This window comes from Paraburkholderia sp. Ac-20347, from assembly GCF_017104805.1.
Classification (GTDB): Bacteria; Pseudomonadota; Gammaproteobacteria; order Burkholderiales; family Burkholderiaceae; genus Paraburkholderia; species Paraburkholderia tropica.
This window is the reverse complement of the sequence record NZ_JAAGPN010000102.1, coordinates 1-19,770: the sequence shown is the minus strand read 5'-3', so window position 1 is coordinate 19,770 and position 19,770 is coordinate 1. Positions and strand designations below refer to the sequence as shown.

Sequence of the window (19,770 nt, the reverse complement as noted above, 5' to 3'; positions counted from 1 at the left end):
CACGCCCGGGGTCACAAATACTTACGCGGCGCAAGGTGTTCAGGCGCCACCGGCGCGGCGGGCCGCATGAAATTGCATTCTGCTTGATGCGGCAGGCCCCCGCAACCGCCGCGGGCCGACGCCAGCGGGTCCTGGCCGGATGGCCAACGTGCGTCCAGCCAACGTCCGCCGTCGCGCGCTAACGCTAAAATACGGTTTTTCCGTCTAATTTCCGCTTACCGCCATGACGCAATTCCGAATTGCCCCCAGTATTCTGTCCGCCGACTTCTCGCGTCTTGGCGAGGAAGTCCGCAACGTCGTTGCCGCCGGCGCCGACTGGATCCACTTCGACGTGATGGACAACCATTACGTGCCGAACCTCACCATCGGCCCGCTGGTGTGCGAGGCTATCCGCCCGCATGTGGACGTGCCCATCGACGTGCATCTGATGGTGCGCCCGGTCGACCGCATCGTGCCAGACTTCGCCAAGGCCGGCGCGAACCTCATCAGCTTCCACCCGGAAGGCTCGGACCACATCGACCGCACCCTGTCGCTGATCCGCGACCACGGCTGCAAGGCCGGCCTCGTCTTCAACCCGGCCACGCCGCTGAACTACCTCGACCACGTGATGGACAAGGTCGACCTCGTGCTGATCATGTCGGTGAACCCGGGCTTCGGCGGCCAGTCGTTCATTCCCGAGGCGCTCAACAAGCTGCGCGAGGCGCGCGCGAAGATCGACGCCTACAACGAACGCACCGGCCGCGAGATCCACCTGGAAGTGGACGGCGGCGTGAAGATCGACAACATCGCCGAAATCGCGGCAGCAGGCGCGGACGCCTTCGTCGCCGGCTCGGCCATCTTCGGCAAGCCCGACTACAAGGCCGTGATCGATCAGATGCGCGCGCAGCTCGCGACCGTGAAGGCCGGCGCGCAATGAGCGCCCCGTTCAAGGCCGTCAAATTCACCGCGCCGCGCATCGAAGCGGCGCTGATCGACCTCGACGGCACCATGGTCGACACCGCCGACGACTTCGCCGCAGGCCTGAACGGCATGCTCGCCCAGTTCGACGCCGAGGAAACCACGCGCGAAGAAGTCATGGGCTACGTGGGCAAAGGCTCGGAGCATCTGATCAAGAGCGTGCTCGCCCCGCGCTTTGCCGCGGACGACGCCCAGGCGCGTTTCGACGAAGCGCTCGCGATCTATCAGGACGAGTACGCGAAGATCAACGGCCGCCACACGCATCTGTACCCGGACGTGGAAGTGGGCCTCGCCGCGCTGCGCGCCCAGGGCATCAAGCTCGCGTGCGTGACGAACAAGCCGCACCGTTTCGCCGTCGAGCTGCTGCAGCAATACGGCCTCTCGCCCTACTTCGAGGTCGTGCTGGGCGGCGACAGCCTGCCGAAGAAAAAGCCGGACCCGCTGCCCATGCTCACGGCGTGCGAGCGTCTCGGCGTGAATCCGGCGTCGGCCGTGGCGATCGGCGATTCGGAGAACGATGCGATCGCGGGCCGCGCGGCCGGCATGGCCACGCTCACGGTGCCCTATGGCTACAACCACGGCCAACCTGTACAAAAAATTGAGTCGGATGGTATAGTTGCCACGCTGCTTGACGCCGCCAAGGCGGTCGCAGCGCACAATGATCTGACTTAAGTTCTCTACTGAACGTCAACTATCCTCATGTTTCTGAATAAAAAACGGAGTCTGAGCAGCATCGACCGGGGAGCCTGGCCCTGGCGTCGCTGGTCGCGCTAACCTCACTCGAGGTTCGCTGAAGCTGCGCGCTTGTCTCAAGTTCGCTCTCCCTTCAGCTCCGTTTTTTACTTCGCTGCGCTCTCGCGCGTGTCTCGTCTCTAAACTGTTGCGGTCAACCGTCGGCTGGTCTTGCCGTGGGCTGTCGCGCTCCTTGCATGTCGATTCGTCGCATGCCGGGCTGCCAGCGCCTACGTCACGCACCGCCGCCGATCGTCCGCACGCCGGCCCGGCAAGCGCCTTGTGCGTCTGCGGGCCGCACGAGCGAGCGCCAGCGGCCAACTAGCACTCAAAACAGACGCCTTCGCGTTCACCGCGCGCCCCTTTTTGAGCCGCACTGGGCCCGCACCCACGCCGCGACCGGCAGCACGAACAGGATCGGAACATGACCGAACTCGAATTCCAGTCTCTCGCCAACGAGGGCTACAACCGCATCCCGCTGATCGCCGAAGCACTCGCCGATCTGGAAACGCCGCTTTCGCTGTATCTGAAGCTCGCGCAGCCCGAGCGCGGCGGCGCCAACTCCTTCCTGCTCGAATCCGTCGTCGGCGGCGAGCGGTTTGGGCGCTACTCGTTCATCGGCCTGCCCGCGCGCTCGCTGCTGCGGGTGAAAAACGGCATCTCGGAAGTCGTGCGCGACGGCCAGGTGATCGAAACGCACGACGGCGATCCGCTCGAATTCATCGCGCAATACCAGGCGCGCTTCAAGGTCGCGCAGCGCCCCGGCCTGCCGCGTTTCTGCGGCGGCCTCGCCGGCTACTTCGGCTACGACGCGGTGCGCTACATCGAGAAGAAGCTCGCCGACACCTGCCCGCCCGACGACCTCGGCCTGCCCGACATCCAGTTGCTGCTCGCCGAGGAAGTCGCGGTCATCGACAATCTCGCGGGCAAGCTCTACCTGATCGTCTACGCCGATCCGCAAACGCCCGAGGCGTACACGAAGGCGAAACTGCGCCTGCGCGAACTCAAGCAGCGTCTGCGCGCGACGGTGCAGCCGCCGGTCACGAGCGCGAGCGTGCGCACGGAAACGTTCCGCGAGTTCAAGAAGGACGATTACCTCGCGGCCGTGCGCAAGGCCAAGGAATACATCGCGGCGGGCGAGCTGATGCAGGTGCAGGTCGGCCAGCGTCTGACCAAGCCGTATCGCGACAATCCGCTGTCGCTCTATCGCGCGTTGCGTTCGCTGAACCCGTCGCCGTACATGTACTACTACAACTTCGGCGAATTCCACGTGGTCGGCGCGTCGCCGGAAATCCTGGTGCGTCAGGAACAGCGCGGCGAAGACCGCATCGTGACAATCCGTCCGCTCGCGGGCACGCGACCGCGCGGCAACACGCCCGAGCGCGACGCCGAACTCGCGACCGAACTGCTGAACGACCCGAAGGAAATCGCCGAGCACGTCATGCTGATCGACCTCGCGCGCAACGACGTGGGCCGCATCGCGGAAATCGGCTCGGTGGTCGTGACCGATCAGATGATCATCGAAAAATACTCGCACGTGCAGCACATCGTGAGTTCGGTGGAAGGCAAGCTCAAGCCCGGCGTGAGCAACTTCGACGTGCTGCGCGCGACCTTCCCGGCCGGCACGCTCTCGGGTGCGCCGAAGGTGCGCGCGATGGAACTCATCGACGAACTCGAACCGGTGAAGCGCGGCCTCTACGGCGGCGCGGTCGGCTACCTCTCGTTCAACGGCGAGATGGATCTGGCGATCACGATCCGCACGGGCGTGATCCACAACGGCAATCTGTACGTGCAGGCCGCGGCCGGCGTGGTTGCCGATTCGGTGCCCGAGTCCGAATGGCAAGAAACGGAAAACAAGGCGCGCGCCGTGCTGCGCGCCGCCGAGCAGGTGCAGGACGGCCTCGACAGCGACTTCTGAGCGGAGATAGACCATGTTGCTCATGATCGACAACTACGATTCGTTTACCTACAACATCGTCCAGTACTTCGGCGAACTCGGCGAAGACGTCCGCACGTATCGGAACGACGAAATCAGCATCGACGAGATCAAGGCGCTCAATCCGAAGCGCATCTGCCTCTCGCCGGGACCGAGCAATCCGCAGCACGCGGGCATCACGCTCGACGTGCTGCGCGAATTCGCGGGCAAGACGCCGATTCTCGGCGTGTGCCTCGGCCATCAGGCGATCGGCGAGGCGTTCGGCGGCCGCGTCGTGCGCGCGAAAACCATCATGCACGGCAAGGTCAGCCAGATCGAAACCGACTGCAAGGGCGTGTTCGCCGACCTGCCGAAGCACTTCAACGTCACGCGCTATCACTCGCTCGCGATCGAGCGCGAGTCGCTGCCCGATTGTCTCGAAGTGTCCGCATGGACCGAGGACGGCGAAATCATGGGCGTGCGCCACCGCGAACTCGCGGTCGAAGGCGTGCAGTTCCATCCGGAATCGATCCTCTCGGAACACGGCCACGCGCTGTTCGAGAATTTCCTGAAGCAGACTCAAAGCGCTTGATACGGAGGCGAGCACCATGTCCATTACCCCGCAGGAAGCGCTGCAACGCACGATCGAGCACCGCGAGATTTTTCACGACGAGATGCTGCATCTCATGCGCATGATCATGCGCGGCGAGCTTTCGCCCGTGCTCTCGGCGGCCATCATCACCGGTCTGCGCGTGAAGAAGGAAACCATCGGCGAGATCGCGGCGGCCGCGACCGTGATGCGCGAATTCGCGAACCACGTCGAAGTGAAAGACAACTCGAACTTCATCGACATCGTCGGCACCGGCGGCGACGGTTCGCACACCTTCAACATCTCCACGGCCTCGATGTTCGTCGTGGCGGCGGCGGGCGCGAAGGTCGCGAAGCACGGCAATCGCGGCGTGTCGAGCAAGTCGGGCAGCGCGGACGTGCTCGAGGCGCTCGGCGTGAACATCGACCTGCAGCCGGATCAGGTGGCTGCGTCGATCGCCGAAACGGGCATGGGTTTCATGTTCGCGCCCAACCATCATCCGGCGATGAAGAACATCGCCGCCGTGCGCCGCGAACTCGGCGTGCGCACCATCTTCAACATCCTCGGCCCGCTCACGAATCCGGCCGGCGCGCCCAATCAGCTGATGGGCGTGTTCCATCCGGATCTCGTCGGCATTCAGGTGCGCGTGATGCAGCGCCTCGGCGCGAAACACGTGCTCGTGGTGTACGGCAAGGACGGCATGGATGAAGTGTCGCTCGGCGCGGCTACGCTGGTCGGCGAGTTGAAGGACGGTGCGATTCGCGAGTATGAAATCCATCCGGAAGACTTCGGCCTGCAGATGGTGTCGAACCGTTCGCTGAAGGTCGAGAACGCCGACGAGTCGAAGGCGATGCTGCTCGGCGCGCTCGCGAACGAGCCCGGCACGGCGCGCGAGATCGTCACGTTGAACGCGGGCACCGCGCTCTACTCGGCCAACGTCGCAAACTCGATCGCCGACGGCATCGCGCTCGCGCGCGAAACGCTCGCCAGCGGCCGCGCGCGCGCCAAAGTCGACGAACTGGTACGCTTCACGCAACAGTTCAAGCGTGCGTGATTGGCGTCGATAACGCGCTGATCCTGCACCGTTTTTAGCCCGATTTGTGTTGAAACCATGAGCGACATCCTCGAAAAAATCATCGCCGTGAAGCGCGAAGAAGTGCGCGCGGCGGAACAGAGCGCCCCCCTCGAAGAGCTGCGTCTCGCGGCGAGCACGCGCGATCTGCGCGACTTTGTCGGCGCGCTGCGCGCGAAACACGAGAACGGCCAGGCGGCCGTGATCGCCGAAGTGAAGAAGGCCAGCCCGTCGAAGGGCGTGCTGCGCGAACACTTCGACCCCGCCGAAATCGCGCGCTCGTACGCCGGTCACGGCGCGGCGTGCCTCTCCGTGCTCACCGACGTGCAGTTCTTCCAGGGCAGCGTCGCGTATCTGCAAGCCGCGCGCGCCGCGTGCGACCTGCCGGTGCTGCGCAAGGACTTCATCGTCGATCCGTACCAGATCGTGGAAGCGCGCGCGATGGGCGCCGACGCGATCCTGCTGATCGCCGCCGCGCTCGAACCGGCTCAGATGCGCGACCTCGAAGCGCTCGCGCATTCGCTCGGTCTCGCGGTGCTCGTCGAAGTGCACGACCGCGCGGAGCTCGATCACGCGCTCACGCTGAAGACACCGCTCATCGGCATCAACAACCGCAATCTGCGCACCTTCGAAACCACGCTGCAAACCACCATCGGCATGCTCGACGACGTGCCCGAGGACCGCATCGTGGTGACGGAATCGGGCATTCTGTCGCGCGCCGATGTCGAGAAAATGCGCGCGCTGTCCGTGCATACGTTCCTCGTCGGCGAGGCGTTCATGCGTGCGGAACAACCCGGCGCGGAACTCGCGCGCATGTTCTTCTGAGCGCGTAGCGACATGGGTATCGAACGCGAAATCAAGCTCGCGCTGCCGCAGGACCAGGTCGCGGCGGCGCTGCGTTTCTTCGAAACGCGCGCGGGCGCGCCGGGTCATCCGATCCGGCTCGAAAACATCTATTTCGACACGCCGCAGCTCGCGCTCGCGCGCGCGAAAAGCGCGCTGCGCCTGCGCCGCGCGCCCGAAGGCTGGTTGCAGACGTTCAAGACGGTGGGTGTGTCGGTGAACGGTCTGCACGCGCGCCACGAGTGGGAAATGCCGGTCGCGGGCGAAGCGCTCGAGATCGACCGGCTGCTGCACGAGTGCGACGAATCGGGCGTGTCGACGGCGCTGTCCGGCGCGGCCGCGACGCTGATTCCGCTCTTTCGCACCGATTTCACGCGCACGCTGTGGACGCTGAACGTCGACGGCGCGCAGGTGGAAGCGGCAGTCGATCAGGGCGAGATCACGGCGAATGTGAACGGCGAGGCGCGCAGCACGCCGATCTGCGAAATTGAACTCGAACTGAAAGCCGCGAAGGACGACGGCGAAGCCGCGCTGCACGCGCTCGCGGCCGAACTCGCGCAAGCGCTGCCGGGTCTCGCGCCCGACGACATCAGCAAGGCGCAACGCGGCTACGCGCTGCGCGGAGGCTAAACGCAAAGACCGGGCGCGAAGGCCGGAACGCGAGCACGGCGCGCAGCAGCACGTCATCTCGCTTTCCCCTTTGCGCTCGCGCCAGGTGTGCAGGCCGAGCAACGGCGCTGTTAGTTGCAGGACTCACCGCGCGCCGCACTGCATTGAATCCGCGCGCGATTGCTGCGACACTTGCCGCCCATGACTCCCACAAAACGCACGACGCGCCTCGCGCAGCCGGTGCAGACTTCGCTCTTCGACGACGAAGCGCCCGACGCCGCGCAGGCCACGCTCGACGAACCGGCGCAGCCCGAGGTCGATCCGCGTCAGATTACGATTTTCTCGCTGTTCGACGCCGACGAATTCCCGGCGCCCGCCTTCGCGAACCCGACGCCGCCGCTCGCGGCGCAATCCGCGCACGCGTCTGTCGCCGCGCCTGAGCGCCACGCATCCGACACCCAACTCGCTATCGCCATGTCCCTGGTTTCCGACACGCCGCGCCTCGAAGATCAGTTCGCCGCCCTGCCCACCGCCTGGCGCGACCTGCTCACGCCGTTCACCGCGAGCGACACCTACGCGCCGCTGTGCCGCTTCGTCGACGACGAGCGCGCCGCCGGCAAGACCGTCTACCCCGCCGACGTGTTCCGCGCGCTGCGCCTCACCTCGCCCGACGACGTGAAGGTGGTGATCCTCGGTCAGGACCCGTATCACGGCGACGACCGCGGCACGCCGCAGGCGCACGGCCTCGCGTTTTCGGTGCCGCCGGGCGTGCGTCCGCCGCCGTCGCTGCGCAACATCTTCAAGGAGATTGCGGCGAGCCTCGGCATCGACGCGCCCGCGCACGGCTGTCTCGATGCCTGGGCGCGTCAGGGCGTGCTGCTGCTCAACACCGTGCTGACGGTCGAGCGCGCGAACGCCGCGAGCCACGCCAAGCGCGGCTGGGAGCGCTGCACCGACACGCTGATCCACGAACTCGCCACGCGCCACCAGCATCTCGTCTTCATGCTGTGGGGCGCGCACGCGCAGAACAAGCGCGCGCTGCTCGGCAACGGCGAGCATTGCGTGCTGGAAGCGCCGCATCCGTCGCCGCTGTCGGCGCATCGCGGCTTTCTGGGCTGCGGCCATTTCGTGCAGGCCAACGCGTATTTGCAGGCGCACGGCCGCGAGCCGATCGACTGGCGCTTGCCCGAGGTTGGCGAAGTGCTCGCCTGAGCGCCGGATCCGCACGACGCGCACACATCGCGCGCATCGCACACATCGCGCGCAGGCAATAAAAAACGCCACGAAATCGCTTTCGTGGCGTTTTGCTTTGTAGCGCAAGCGCGTGACCGCGCGTCCCTTACGCAGCCGCGATGGCTTCGCGTGCGCTCGCCAGTGCGGCGGTAGCTGCGTCCGGACCCATGTTCAGGCCTTCAGCGTAGATGAAGCTCACGTCGGTCATGCCGAGGAAGCCGAGGAACGACTTCAGGTACGGCGTCTGGCTGTCGTGCGGGGTGCCTTGATACTTGCCGCCGCGTGCCGAAACCACGAACACCTTCTTGCCCTTCACGAGACCTTCGGGGCCGTTCGCCGTGTACTGGAACGTGATGCCGGCGCGGGCGATCCAGTCGAAGTACGTCTTCAGTTGCGACGAGATGCCGAAGTTGTACAGCGGTGCGCCGATCACGACGATGTCCGCGGCCTGGAGTTCGGCGATCAGCGCTTCGCTGCGCGCAGCGATCGCTTGCTGTTCCGGCGTGCGCTGGTCGGCGGGCGTGAAGAACGCGCCGAGCACGGCGTCGTCGAGGTGCGGCAGCGGATCGGCTTGCAGGTTACGCGTGACGACCTTCGCGCCGGCGTTCGATTGTTGCAGCTTCTCCGTCAATTCGTTGACGAGCAGCGTCGATTGGGCGCCTTGCGAGCGGGCGGCGGAATTGATTTGCAGGATCGTGGTCATGGTGGCTCCTTCGGGTCGGTTTGCGCAGTGTTGCGCGAGTGAAGGCATTGTGTTTTTTTGCCGCGCCGCGAAAAAGGCCCCCGCCGATGACGGATTGTTGCAACGGTAGAACAATCATCGGCATAAAAAAACGGCCGGATCATCTCGATCCAGCCGTTCTGTCCCGCGCGCACGGCGAACCGGGCGCGCGCGATGCCTGTCCTGGCGCTTTTAAGCCACAGTTAAACCGCCAGCCAGCGCTCGCGCAAGGCACGCGGCGCGGGCCGCTTGTCGGTGACGCTGAGCTTGTAGCGCGCGATCTCCGGCTGATCGAGGGTCAGGCGCGCAACGCGCAGTTCGTCGCGACGGAACGCGTGAAGTTCGACCTTCGCACCGGGCTGATAACGCGAGAGCAGACTTTCCAGATTCGAGCCGGTCACACGCAGGCCGTCGAGCGCCACCAGCGCGTCGCCGGCCGAGAGACCGGCTTTCTGCGCCGCGCCGCCCTCGTAGACGACCGCCAGCGTGGCTTCCGCCCCGCCGCGCAGACGCGCGCCCAGCGACGGCTTCGCGCCGCGCTCCGGCTCGCCTTCGAGCTTCACGCCGAACGGTTCGAGCAGCGTGGCGAGCGGCAGATCGCGCGTGCCGCGCACCGCGTCGCTGAAGAGCGCGCCCAGTTCCACGCCGGTTGCCTCGGCGATCAGCGCCTCGACGTCGTCCTCGGCCACGCCCACCGGCTTGCCGCGGTAGAAGTCGCGGCCGTAGCGCTGCCACAGCAGACGCATCACGTCGTCGAGCGACTTGCGGCCGCTGGTTTCGGCGCGGATCGTCAGATCGAACGCGAGCGCCACGAGCGAGCCCTTCGTGTAGTAGCTGACGATCGCGTTGGACGCGTTTTCGTCCTGGCGGTAGTACTTGACCCACGCGTCGAACGAGCTTTCCGCGACGCTCTGCTTCAGACGCCCCGCGCCGCGCAGCACGCCGGCGACCGTCTTGCCGACGAGGCCGAAATAATCGTCGACGGAAATCAGGCCGCTGCGCACGAGGATCAGGTCGTCGTAATACGAGGTGAAGCCTTCGAACAGCCACAGCAGCGACGTGTAGTCCTCGCGCGTGAGGTCGTACGGCACGAACGCGGCGGGCTTGATGCGCTTCACGTTCCACGTGTGGAAATACTCGTGGCTGCACAGGCCGAGATAGGTGCGGTAGCCGTCCGACATCTCCGGCTTGCCCTTCACGGGCAGGTCGGTGCGATTGCAGATCAGCGCCGTCGAGGCGCGGTGTTCGAGGCCGCCGTAGCCGTCGCTGACCGCCTGCGTCATGAACACGTAGCGCTCCATCGGCGCGCGTTTCGTGCGCGGCTCGAACAGCGCGATCTGCGCCTCGCAGATCTTCTGCAGGTCGGCGGCGAGGCGCTCCATGTCGAGCCCCACCACCCGCCCGGCGATCACGATGTCGTGCGGCACGCCGTGCGCCTTGAAGCTCGCGAGCGTGAAGTCGCCGAGCGTGACCGGATGGTCAATCAGCTCGTCGTAGTTCATGGCCGCGTACTCGCCGAAGCCGTAGCGCTTGGTGCCGCGCGCCTCCGAGAGCGCCGTGGCGACGCGCCAGTGACGGAACGCGTGCCCGTCCGGACGCTGGATATCGACAACGTGTTGCGCCTCTTCATGACCGAGCGCCGCGAGAAACACGCTCGTGCCGTTGAAGAAGCCGGCCGTGTCGTCCAGATGCGCGGCGCGCACCGAGAGATCCCACGCGTAGACCTCGTAGCGCAGCGTGAGCGCGCCTTTCACCGGTGCGGCCTGCCACGTGTGCTTGTCGGTCTTGCTCACGCGCACCTTGCGGCCCGCGTCGTTGAAAGCGCGCAGCGTGACGATATTGCGCGCGAACTCGCGCACCATGTAGCTGCCCGGAATCCACACGGGCAGCATGAAGCGCTGGCCGTCCGGCGCGGGATCGTCGACGGTGAGCGTCACTTCGAACAGATGCGCGGCGGGATTCTTCGGGACGATGGTGTATCGGATCGGCTTCATCGGCGGGATCGGTGATGTTCGGTTCGGCGGGTTCGGTTCGTGACGGCGGCGCGGACGGCGGCGGATGCGTCAGTCGAGACCATGCCGCAAAAAAACGGCGGACAAAAAAAGCACCGGCCGCAAAGGCGGCCGGCGTATCGGGTGTCGCGTCAGCGAGCGGCGCTCAAGGCGCTTTCGAGCCGGTCCGCGCTGACCGCGCCCGGCAGGCGGGTGCCGTCGGCGAGGATCACGGTGGGCGTGCCGGTCACGTTCATCTTGGCGCCGAGCTGGAGATTGCTGTCGATCGCAGCGGTGTTGCAGGTGCCGGCGGCCGTGGGCGCCTTGCGGTCCACCATCCACGATTCCCACGCCTTCGCGCGATCCGACGAGCACCAGATCTGCTTGGCCTTCTGCGTGGAATCCGGCGAGAGCACCGGATACAGGAAGGTGTAGACCGTGACGTTGTCGATCGACTTCAGCGTGCTTTCGAGCTGATGGCAGTACGGGCAGTTCGGGTCGGAGAACACGGCCATCTTGCGCTTGCCGTCGCCCTTCACGACCTTCACGGCGTTCTCGAGCGGCAGCTTCGAGAAGTCGATCTTGTTGATCTCGGCCAGACGCGCCTCGGTGAGATTGCGGTGCGCCTTGGCGTCGATGAGGTCGCCGGTCAGCACGTAGTCGCCGTTGGCGTCGCTATAGACGATCTGCGAGCCGAGGTTCACTTCGTAGAGACCCGCGACCGGCGCCTTGGTGATGCCCTTGATATCGCCGCTGTCGATGCCGAGGCGCGACTGCAGCGCCGTCTTGATCTTGTCCGTGGTCTGGTCGGCCTGGGCCGAGCAGCCGAGCACCGAGGCGACCGCCGCGAGGACGAGCGCGGCAATGCGAATACGCTTTTGCATGTGAAGCATTCCTGATTCGGGCGCGCGGCGCGATGCGATGCGCGCGAAACGTTGCGGATGGGTTCGGTCTGCGAACTGTGCTGCGGACCCTGCGCCGAACCCGGCGGCGAGGCGACGTCACGGGACGTCGCCGTCGTTCGCCGCTGACTCAAACATCCATTCTAAGCTGCCGAGCGGCGCGGTACCGGAAATGTCTCCCGCGAGCAGGGTTTGCACGCGGGATTGGCCCGGCGCGCTTCAGCCGAGCGCCGACGCCACGAGCCAGCGCTTGACGAGCGGCTGCGCGCCCACGAAGGCCATGCCCGTGTTGCGCACGGCGCGCGCGAGCGTGCCGGGCACCGAGAACAGCCGCTGCAGACCGTCGGTGGCCACGACGAGCTTTTGAATGTCTTCACGGCGGCCGCGTTCGTAGCGGCGCAGCAGAACGGTGTCGCCGAGATCGCGGAAGGCCTCCTTCTGCGTGACGACGTCGACGAGCGCCGCCACGTCGCGCAGACCGAGATTGACGCCCTGCCCCGCGAGCGGGTGGATCAGATGCGCCGCATCGCCGACCAGCGCGACGCGCGGTGCGATCAGCTTGTCGACGGTTTGCAGCGAGAGCGGGAAGCCGCGCGCGGGCGTGACGCATTCGAGCGCGCCGTGCTGACGCTGCGTGACGCGCTCGACTTCGGCGGCCAGCTGCTCGGGTTCGAGCTTGAGCAGTTCGTCCGCGTGCGCCGTTTGCGCCGACCACACGAGCGAAACATGCTGATCGGGCAGCGGCAGCAGCGCGATGATCTCGCCCTCGCGGAACCATTGATACGCGCATTCGCCGTGCGGCTTTTCCGCGCGGAAATTGGCGACCACGCCGGTCTGCCGATAGTCGCGGCGTTCGACCGTCGCGCCGATCTGCGCGCGCACCCACGAATGCGCGCCGTCCGCGCCCACGGCCAGATCGGCTTCGATCGTGCGGCCGTTCGCGAGTCCGATCACGGCGGCAGCGGGATTCACGTCGAGCGTTTGCGCGCGCGAATCGATCCACGTGAGGTTGGGCTGGAAATGCAGCGCGGAGTCCATCGCGCGCTCGATCAGCGACGATTCGGCGATCCACGCGAGCTGCGAAACCGACGCCTGATACGCCGAGAAATGCAGTTCCGCGGCGGCGTCGCCGAACACGCGCATGTCGTAGACGGGCGTGAGCCGCGCGGGATCGGCCGCCTGCCAGACCCGCAGCCGCTCGAACAGCGCCTGCGAGCTGCGCGAAAAGGCATAGACGCGCGCGTCGAACGCGGCGCCCGGCGGCAGCGGCGCGCAAGGCTGCGCGAGCAGCGCCACGCGCAGGCCGTTCTGGGTCAGCGCCAGCGCCGCCGCCTTGCCGACGAGCCCGCCGCCGATCACGGCGACGTCAAAGGTCTGGTTGCTTGCAGTCATCCGCGCATTATAGCCGTGGGCCCCTGTCTGACAGGGCCGGATGGGCGCGATGTTGCGGTGCGGCAAGCGCGTGCGGCCGGGGTCGGGCGGCGTGTGCCTGCGGTTCATCCGCGCTTCGTACGATAGCGCCCTTTTCCGCACCCGGAGTTTGCGGCGCACCGCTCACCAAAGCCATGCGCGGACAAGGTTACAATTACGGTTTTCGTGACGTCGCGTCACGCCCCCGACGTGCATTCCGGGCCGTCCCCAGCTCGCCTCCCGGCGAGCGCCGGCACTGCCAGGCAGCGGACGCCCGAGCCCGGCGCGCCGCACGTCGCCACCCTGACATGCAGAGATTTCCATGAGCCTCAAATGCGGCATCGTCGGCTTGCCTAACGTCGGCAAGTCCACCCTCTTCAACGCGCTGACCAAAGCGGGCATCGCCGCCGAAAACTATCCGTTCTGCACGATCGAGCCGAACGTCGGCGTGGTCGAAGTGCCGGATCCGCGCCTGAAGGCGCTCTCGGAGATCGTCAAGCCCGAGCGCGTCGTGCCGGCCGTGGTCGAGTTCGTCGACATCGCGGGTCTGGTCGCGGGCGCGAGCAAGGGTGAAGGTCTGGGCAACCAGTTCCTCGCCAACATCCGCGAAACCGATGCGATCACGCACGTCGTGCGCTGCTTCGAAGACGAAAACGTGATTCACGTCGCGGGCAAGGTCGATCCGCTCGCCGACATCGAAGTCATCAACACCGAACTCGCGCTCGCCGACCTCGCCACCGTCGAAAAGTCGCTCACGCGCTACTCGAAGGCCGCCAAGTCGGGCAACGACAAGGAAGCGGCGAAGCTGGTCGCCGTGCTGGAGCGCGTACGCGCCCAGCTCGACCAGGCCAAGCCGGTTCGCGCGCTCGACCTGAACGAAGACGAACAGGCGCTCCTCAAGCCGTTCTGCCTGATCACCGCGAAGAAGACGATGTACGTCGCGAACGTGAAGGACGACGGCTTCGAGAACAACCCGTACCTCGACGCCGTGCGCAAGCACGCCGAAGCCGAAGGTGCGCCGGTCGTGGCCGTGTGCGCCGCGATCGAAGCCGAAATCGCCGATCTCGACGACGAAGACAAGGCCGCGTTCCTCGCCGACATGGGCATGGAAGAGCCGGGCCTCGACCGCGTGATCCGCGCGGGCTTCCGTCTGCTCGGTCTGCAAACGTACTTCACGGCTGGCGTGAAGGAAGTGCGCGCGTGGACGATCCACGTGGGCGATACGGCTCCGCAGGCCGCCGGCGCGATCCACACGGACTTCGAGCGCGGCTTCATCCGCGCGCAGACCATCGCCTTCGACGACTACATCCAGTACAAGGGCGAAACCGGCGCGAAGGAAGCCGGCAAGATGCGCGCCGAAGGCAAGGAATACGTCGTGCACGACGGCGACGTGATGAACTTCCTGTTCAACGTTTAATCGACGTTTTTCGCAAGCACCGAAAAAGCCCGCTCGTGAGCGGGCTTTTTTACGGATGACGATGCGCCGCGCCGCTCGCGGCCCCGCATCGCTCCCCCGCCGCCCGGGCCCCGTACAATAGCGGCTTGCGCATCCCGCCCGATGGCGAACATCGCGCGGTGCAAGACAGAATTCCGCCCTTTTTTCTCCCGTTTTTCAGACTCCAAAGACACTCTCATGGCCCAATACGTCTTCACCATGAACCGGGTCGGCAAGATCGTGCCGCCCAAGCGCCAGATCCTGAAGGACATTTCGCTGTCGTTCTTCCCGGGCGCGAAGATCGGTCTGCTCGGCCTGAACGGCTCGGGCAAGTCCACGCTCATCAAGATCATGGCCGGCGTCGACAAGGACATCGAAGGCGAAGCCACGCCGATGCCCAACCTGAACATCGGCTATCTGCCGCAGGAGCCGCAGCTCGATCCGGAAAAGACCGTGCGCGAAGCCGTCGAGGAAGGTCTGGGCGACGTGTTCAACGCACAGAAGAAGCTCGACGAAATCTACGCCGCCTACGCCGAGCCGGACGCCGACTTCGACGCGCTGGCCGCCGAGCAGGCCAAGTACGAAGCGATCCTCGCCACGACCGACGGCAGCGCCGAACAGCAGATCGAAATTGCCGCCGACGCCCTGCGTCTGCCGGCGTGGGACGCAAAGATCGGCAATCTCTCGGGCGGTGAAAAGCGCCGCGTCGCGCTGTGCAAGCTGCTGCTCGAAAAGCCCGACATGCTGCTGCTCGACGAACCGACCAACCACCTGGACGCCGAATCGGTCGAGTGGCTCGAACAGTTCCTCACGCGCTTCCCGGGCACCGTCGTCGCCGTGACCCACGATCGCTACTTCCTCGACAACGCCGCCGAGTGGATTCTCGAACTCGACCGCGGCCACGGCATTCCCTGGAAGGGCAACTACTCCAGCTGGCTCGACCAGAAGGAAGAGCGCCTGAAGCAGGAAGAAGCCACGGAATCGGCGCGCCAGAAGGCGATCAAGAAGGAACTGGAGTGGGTGCGCCAGAACCCGAAGGGCCGTCAGGCGAAGTCGAAGGCGCGTATCGCGCGCTTCGAGGAACTGTCGAGCACGGATTACCAGAAGCGCAACGAAACGCAGGAAATCTTCATTCCGGCGGGCGAGCGTCTGGGCAACGAAGTCATCGAGTTCAAGAACGTCAGCAAATCGTACGGCGACCGTCTGCTGATCGACGACCTCAGCTTCAAGATTCCGGCGGGCGCGATCGTCGGCATCATCGGGCCGAACGGCGCCGGCAAGTCGACGCTGTTCCGCATGCTCACGGGCAAGGAGCAGCCGGATTCGGGCGAAATCGTGCAAGGCCCGACGGTCAAGCTCGCTTACGTCGATCAAAGCCGCGACGCGCTGGCCGCCAACAAGACCGTGTTCGAGGAAATCTCGGGCGGCGCGGACGTGCTGACGGTGGGCAAGTACGAAACGCCGTCGCGCGCGTACATCGGCCGCTTCAACTTCAAGGGCGGCGACCAGCAGAAGGTCGTCGGCAACCTGTCGGGCGGTGAACGCGGCCGTCTGCATCTGGCCAAGACGCTGATTTCGGGCGGCAACGTCCTGCTGCTGGACGAACCGTCGAACGACCTCGACGTGGAAACGCTGCGCGCGCTCGAAGACGCCCTGCTCGAATTCGCGGGCTCGGTGATGGTGATCTCGCACGATCGCTGGTTCCTCGACCGTATCGCCACGCACATCCTGGCGTTCGAAGGCGACTCGCAAGTCACCTTCTTCGACGGCAACTATCAGGAATACGAGGCCGACAAGATCAAGCGTCTCGGCGAAGAAGCGGCGCGTCCGAAGCGTCTGCGCTACAAGCCGATTTCGCGCTGATCGCGTCGAACTCCCCCATCGCGCACCGCCACTGAGCGGCGCGGCGAACGACGGCGGCCTGCGGGCCGCCGTTTTTTTTGCGCCGGATTTTTGCCTCGACATCCCGCGCGCGGCGTCACGCACGGCATGGCGGTTGCTGGGAACGCGTTACGCTACGGCCTTTGTCACACGCTGCGCAGTCGACCCGCCGTCGATCCCTTCTTTCACGCAAGGTGCCCCGCATGTCGTCGCCGAACCGTCCGCGCCCTGTTTCCCGCATCGTCCTGATCGCGGCGATCGTCGTTGCGGTGCTCGTGCTCGGCGCGCTCATCGGTCTCTACGCGTTGCAGCGCGAGGCGAAGTCGCGCATCGAGGCGATGCTCGCGCCGGTCGGCACCGCCTCGCGCATTCACGTCTCGCTCACGCTCGATTCGATCGAACTCGACGACGTGCGCCTCAAGCCGCCGCCCGACTGGCCGACCGCCGACACGCTGCACGCGCGGCGCATCACGATTGCGCCCGATCTGCGCGCGTTGCTCGCGCATCGCGTGCACATCCGCGACATCACGGTCAGCGATTTCACGATGACGGTCCTGCGACGCCAGAACGGCTCGATCCAGATCCTGCCGAATCTGCGCGACGAAATGGCCGCTGCCTCGCCATCGGAAGCGGGCAGCGCGGCATCATCGGACAAAACCGAGCTGTCTTCCGACAAACTGATCGATCACGTCGGCTTCGAAAACGGCACGTTCGACTTCTACGATCGCTCGGTGGGCAATCCGCCGTGGCGCGTGACGGTCAGCGAGGCGCAGGCAAGCGTCGATCACGTGCATCTGCCCGCGCTCGACGAGCCCACGCAAGTCGCGGTGAGCGGCGCGCTCAAGGGGCCGCAGCACACGGGGCATGTGAATTTCGGCGGCTGGATCCGCATCGCGACCAAAGATTCGCAGACGCGCACGACGCTGCGTGGCGTCGACATCACGATGCTCGATCCGTATCTGCTGAAAAAGGCCGGGCCGAAGGCGAACATCACGGGCGGCACGCTCGACCTCGACCTGAACGCGACGGTGAGCGCCTACCGCATCCACGCGCCCGGCACGGTCACGCTGCATCAACTGCAACTGGCCGAAAGCGGCGACCCGCTCGATACGTTTCTGTCGATTCCGACGCGCGCGGCGGTGGCCGCGCTCAAGACGCACAAAGGCAATATCCGGCTGCGTTTCGTGCTCGACGGCAATCTGCACGATCCGAAATTCCGTCTCGACGAAAGCCTGATGACCGAGCTGCGCGCGGGCTTCGCGCAAGCGCTCGGCGTGAGCGCGCAAGGCGTGGCGCAGGGCGCGGGGCAAACCGCGAAGGGTATCGCCGACGCGCTGCGCAGCCTGCTGCAACCGGTCGCGCCCGCGTCGTCGACGTCGAAATGAACGTGAATAACGCCTTAAAAACGCGCGTCAAACCGGCAGGCCGAGCGCGCGCAACTGCGCGTCGGTTTGCGCGTTGCTCGTGTGATGCACGCCGTGCCAGCCGAGCGCGGTGGCGGCTTGCGCGTTGTGCGCGTTGTCGTCGATAAAGACGAGTTCCTCGGGATGTACGCCCGGCAACTGCGCCTCGATACGGCGAAACATCTCGTGGAAAATCGCCGGATCGGGCTTCACGAGTTTCACGCGCCCCGACACCACCACATCGCGACAGCGGCGCAGGATGCCGAAGCGCTCCCACGCCCACGGAAAGGTTTCGGCGGACCAGTTCGTGAGGCCGAAGATCGGCACGTTGGCCGCCTCCAGCCGCTCGAACGTCGCCACGCCGCCTTCGAGCAGGCCGCCGATCATCTCGTGCCAGCGCTCGTAGAACGCGCGGATCAGCGCTTCGTGCTCCGGAAACTTCGCGACCAGCTCCTCGGTGCCGACGGCGATGGGTTCGCCGCCGTCCTGACGGATCACCCAATCCATCGCGCAGACGTGCGTGAGGAACCAGCGGCGTTCCTCGTCGTCGGGAATCAGCTCGCGATAGAGATACTCGGGACTCCAGTCGACCAGCACGCCGCCGAAGTCGAACACGACTGCCTTGATCGTCATGCGCCTCTACTCCGTGTCGCTACTCCGTGAATGGCCTCGCCGTTCAGCGAGCGAAATCAGATCGGCTGCGTGCGCTTTTCCAGCCACGCGAGCGCATCGCCGCTCACGTGCGGCGCGACGCGCACGCGCACCGTCTGGTGATACGCATTGAGCCACGCGCGCTCGTCCTCGCGCAACAGCGTCAGGTCGATGCAGCGCGTGTCGATCGGGCACAGCGTCAGCGTCTCGAACTTGAGGAAATCGCCGAATTCGGTCTTTTCCGCAGCCTGATTCAGCACCAGATTTTCGATGCGCACGCCCCACTTGCCCGGACGATAGATGCCCGGCTCGACCGATGTGATCATGCCCTCTTCCATCGCCGTCCATGCCTCGGCGGGCGCGTAGTGCGAGATGACCTGCGGGCCTTCGTGCACGTTCAGGAAGTAGCCCACGCCGTGGCCGGTGCCGTGGCCGTAATCGGCGCCCGCTTCCCAGATCGGCGCACGCGCGAGCGCGTCGAGCATCGGCGAGCGGATGCCGCGCGGAAACTGCGCGCGCGAGAGCGCCATCATGCCCTTGAGCACGAGCGTGAAATCACGCTTTTGCGCCGCGCTCGGCGTGCCCACCGGCACGACGCGCGTGATGTCGGTCGTGCCGTCGAGGTACTGGCCGCCCGAATCGATCAGCAGCAGGCCGTCGCCTTCGATCACCGCATGCGACTCGGCGCTCGCGCGGTAGTGCGGCATCGCTCCGTTCGCGTTGAAACCGGCGATCGTGCCGAACGAGAGCGAGACGAAACCCGGACGGCGCTTGCGCGCGGCCGTGAGCTTTTCGTCGATGGTGAGTTCGGTGATGGTTTCGCGGCCCTGCGCCGCCTCGAACCACGCGAAGAATTCGGCGAGCGCCGCACCGTCCTGCTCCATGGTCGCGCGCACGTGTTCAGCTTCGGCGGCGGTTTTGCGCGACTTGAAGAAGGTGCTCGGATTGACCGACTCGACGAGCTTCACCGCCTTCGCGACAGCTTGCAGCAAGCCGTAAGTCACGCGGCGCGGATCGACCAGCAGCGATGCTTCGGCGGGCAGCGCGGCAAGCGCCGTCGCGGCATCGGCGTAAGGCGCGACGCGCACGTTGTCGCGCGCGAGCGATTGCGCGAGGTCGGCGCTCACCTTGCCGTCGGCGACGAACAGCGTGGCGTCGTCCGGGCCGATCAGCGCGTGCGCGACGAACACCGGGTTGTAGCTCACGTCGGCGCCGCGCAGGTTGAAGAGCCACGCGAGATCGTCGAGCGTCGACACGAAATGCCACTGCGCGCCCTTCTCCGCCATCGCGCGGCGCACCTGTTCCAGCTTGCCCGCGCGCGGCAGGTCGGCGTGCGGCGCGGCGTGCTCGTAGACGGCCGCGAGCGGCAGCGTCGGGCGGCCGCTCCAGACGTCGTCGAGCAGATCGAGGTCGGTGCGCAGCGTCA

At 65.9% G+C, this 19,770-nt stretch carries 17 protein-coding genes; 11 read left to right on the top strand and 6 right to left on the bottom strand.

The features are described 5' to 3' along the window. Positions 1–223: 223 nt before the first annotated feature. The 8 genes from rpe (at position 224) to G3N97_RS19955 (ending at position 7,929) form a co-directional block, all read left to right on the top strand. The gene (gene rpe / locus G3N97_RS19990; RefSeq protein WP_205994764.1) at positions 224–916 is read left to right on the top strand and encodes a ribulose-phosphate 3-epimerase; all 693 of its coding nucleotides are present in this window, start codon (positions 224–226) and stop codon (positions 914–916) included. Next, on the top strand, positions 913–1,629 hold the full coding sequence (locus tag G3N97_RS19985; protein ID WP_205994763.1) for a phosphoglycolate phosphatase: 717 nt from the start codon (positions 913–915) through the stop codon (positions 1,627–1,629). Before rpe ends, G3N97_RS19985 begins: the two co-directional genes overlap by 4 nt. A gap of 484 nt (positions 1,630–2,113) precedes the next feature. Further along, positions 2,114–3,607: an anthranilate synthase component I gene (gene trpE / locus G3N97_RS19980; RefSeq protein WP_205994762.1), complete on the top strand. Its 1,494-nt coding sequence runs from the start codon at positions 2,114–2,116 to the stop codon at positions 3,605–3,607. 13 nt (positions 3,608–3,620) lie between these two features. Further along, the gene (locus tag G3N97_RS19975) at positions 3,621–4,196 is read left to right on the top strand and encodes an aminodeoxychorismate/anthranilate synthase component II (protein WP_065062609.1); all 576 of its coding nucleotides are present in this window, start codon (positions 3,621–3,623) and stop codon (positions 4,194–4,196) included. Between the two features lie 16 nt (positions 4,197–4,212). After that, entirely contained in the window at positions 4,213–5,247 is a 1,035-nt protein-coding gene (gene trpD, locus G3N97_RS19970; RefSeq protein WP_074987707.1) for an anthranilate phosphoribosyltransferase, read from the top strand. A gap of 57 nt (positions 5,248–5,304) precedes the next feature. Further along, the gene (gene trpC, locus G3N97_RS19965; RefSeq protein ID WP_074987708.1) at positions 5,305–6,090 is read left to right on the top strand and encodes an indole-3-glycerol phosphate synthase TrpC; all 786 of its coding nucleotides are present in this window, start codon (positions 5,305–5,307) and stop codon (positions 6,088–6,090) included. A 12-nt stretch (positions 6,091–6,102) separates the two neighbouring features. Beyond that, a complete protein-coding gene (locus G3N97_RS19960; RefSeq protein ID WP_205994761.1) occupies positions 6,103–6,738 on the top strand; it encodes a CYTH domain-containing protein in 636 nt (211 codons plus the stop codon). Positions 6,739–6,918: 180 nt separating this feature from the next. Further along, positions 6,919–7,929, top strand: coding sequence for a uracil-DNA glycosylase (locus G3N97_RS19955; RefSeq protein ID WP_205994760.1), 1,011 nt, complete (start codon positions 6,919–6,921; stop codon positions 7,927–7,929). 127 nt (positions 7,930–8,056) lie between these two features. Here G3N97_RS19955 and G3N97_RS19950 read toward each other — a convergent pair whose 3' ends face one another. The 4 genes from G3N97_RS19950 to G3N97_RS19935 form a co-directional block, all read right to left on the bottom strand. Next, positions 8,057–8,653 carry an NAD(P)H-dependent oxidoreductase gene (locus G3N97_RS19950; protein WP_205994759.1) on the bottom strand — a complete coding sequence of 199 codons (597 nt, stop codon included), beginning with the start codon at positions 8,651–8,653 and terminating at the stop codon, positions 8,057–8,059. A gap of 221 nt (positions 8,654–8,874) precedes the next feature. Further along, on the bottom strand, positions 8,875–10,665 hold the full coding sequence (locus G3N97_RS19945; protein WP_205994758.1) for a PDZ domain-containing protein: 1,791 nt from the start codon (positions 10,663–10,665) through the stop codon (positions 8,875–8,877). 149 nt (positions 10,666–10,814) lie between these two features. Next, the gene (locus G3N97_RS19940; RefSeq protein ID WP_205994757.1) at positions 10,815–11,546 is read right to left on the bottom strand and encodes a DsbC family protein; all 732 of its coding nucleotides are present in this window, start codon (positions 11,544–11,546) and stop codon (positions 10,815–10,817) included. 237 nt (positions 11,547–11,783) lie between these two features. Further along, positions 11,784–12,956 carry a UbiH/UbiF family hydroxylase gene (locus tag G3N97_RS19935; protein WP_205994756.1) on the bottom strand — a complete coding sequence of 391 codons (1,173 nt, stop codon included), beginning with the start codon at positions 12,954–12,956 and terminating at the stop codon, positions 11,784–11,786. Positions 12,957–13,296: 340 nt separating this feature from the next. Between G3N97_RS19935 and ychF the strand changes: the two genes are divergently transcribed. The 3 genes from ychF (at position 13,297) to G3N97_RS19920 (ending at position 17,675) form a co-directional block, all read left to right on the top strand. Beyond that, positions 13,297–14,391 (top strand): redox-regulated ATPase YchF, encoded by a 1,095-nt coding sequence (gene ychF, locus G3N97_RS19930; RefSeq protein WP_065062625.1) that lies wholly within the window; start codon positions 13,297–13,299, stop codon positions 14,389–14,391. A 216-nt stretch (positions 14,392–14,607) separates the two neighbouring features. Continuing rightward, positions 14,608–16,272, top strand: a complete 1,665-nt coding sequence (ettA, locus tag G3N97_RS19925; protein WP_065062627.1) for an energy-dependent translational throttle protein EttA — start codon at positions 14,608–14,610, stop codon at positions 16,270–16,272. Between the two features lie 221 nt (positions 16,273–16,493). Beyond that, positions 16,494–17,675, top strand: a complete 1,182-nt coding sequence (locus G3N97_RS19920; protein WP_205994755.1) for a DUF748 domain-containing protein — start codon at positions 16,494–16,496, stop codon at positions 17,673–17,675. Between the two features lie 27 nt (positions 17,676–17,702). Here G3N97_RS19920 and G3N97_RS19915 read toward each other — a convergent pair whose 3' ends face one another. Both G3N97_RS19915 and G3N97_RS19910 read right to left on the bottom strand, forming a co-directional pair. Then, positions 17,703–18,326, bottom strand: a complete 624-nt coding sequence (locus G3N97_RS19915) for an HAD family phosphatase (RefSeq protein WP_205994754.1) — start codon at positions 18,324–18,326, stop codon at positions 17,703–17,705. Positions 18,327–18,382: 56 nt separating this feature from the next. After that, positions 18,383–19,770: aminopeptidase family protein P (locus tag G3N97_RS19910; RefSeq protein ID WP_205994753.1), on the bottom strand; the 1,388-nt coding region annotated here is incomplete at its 5' end.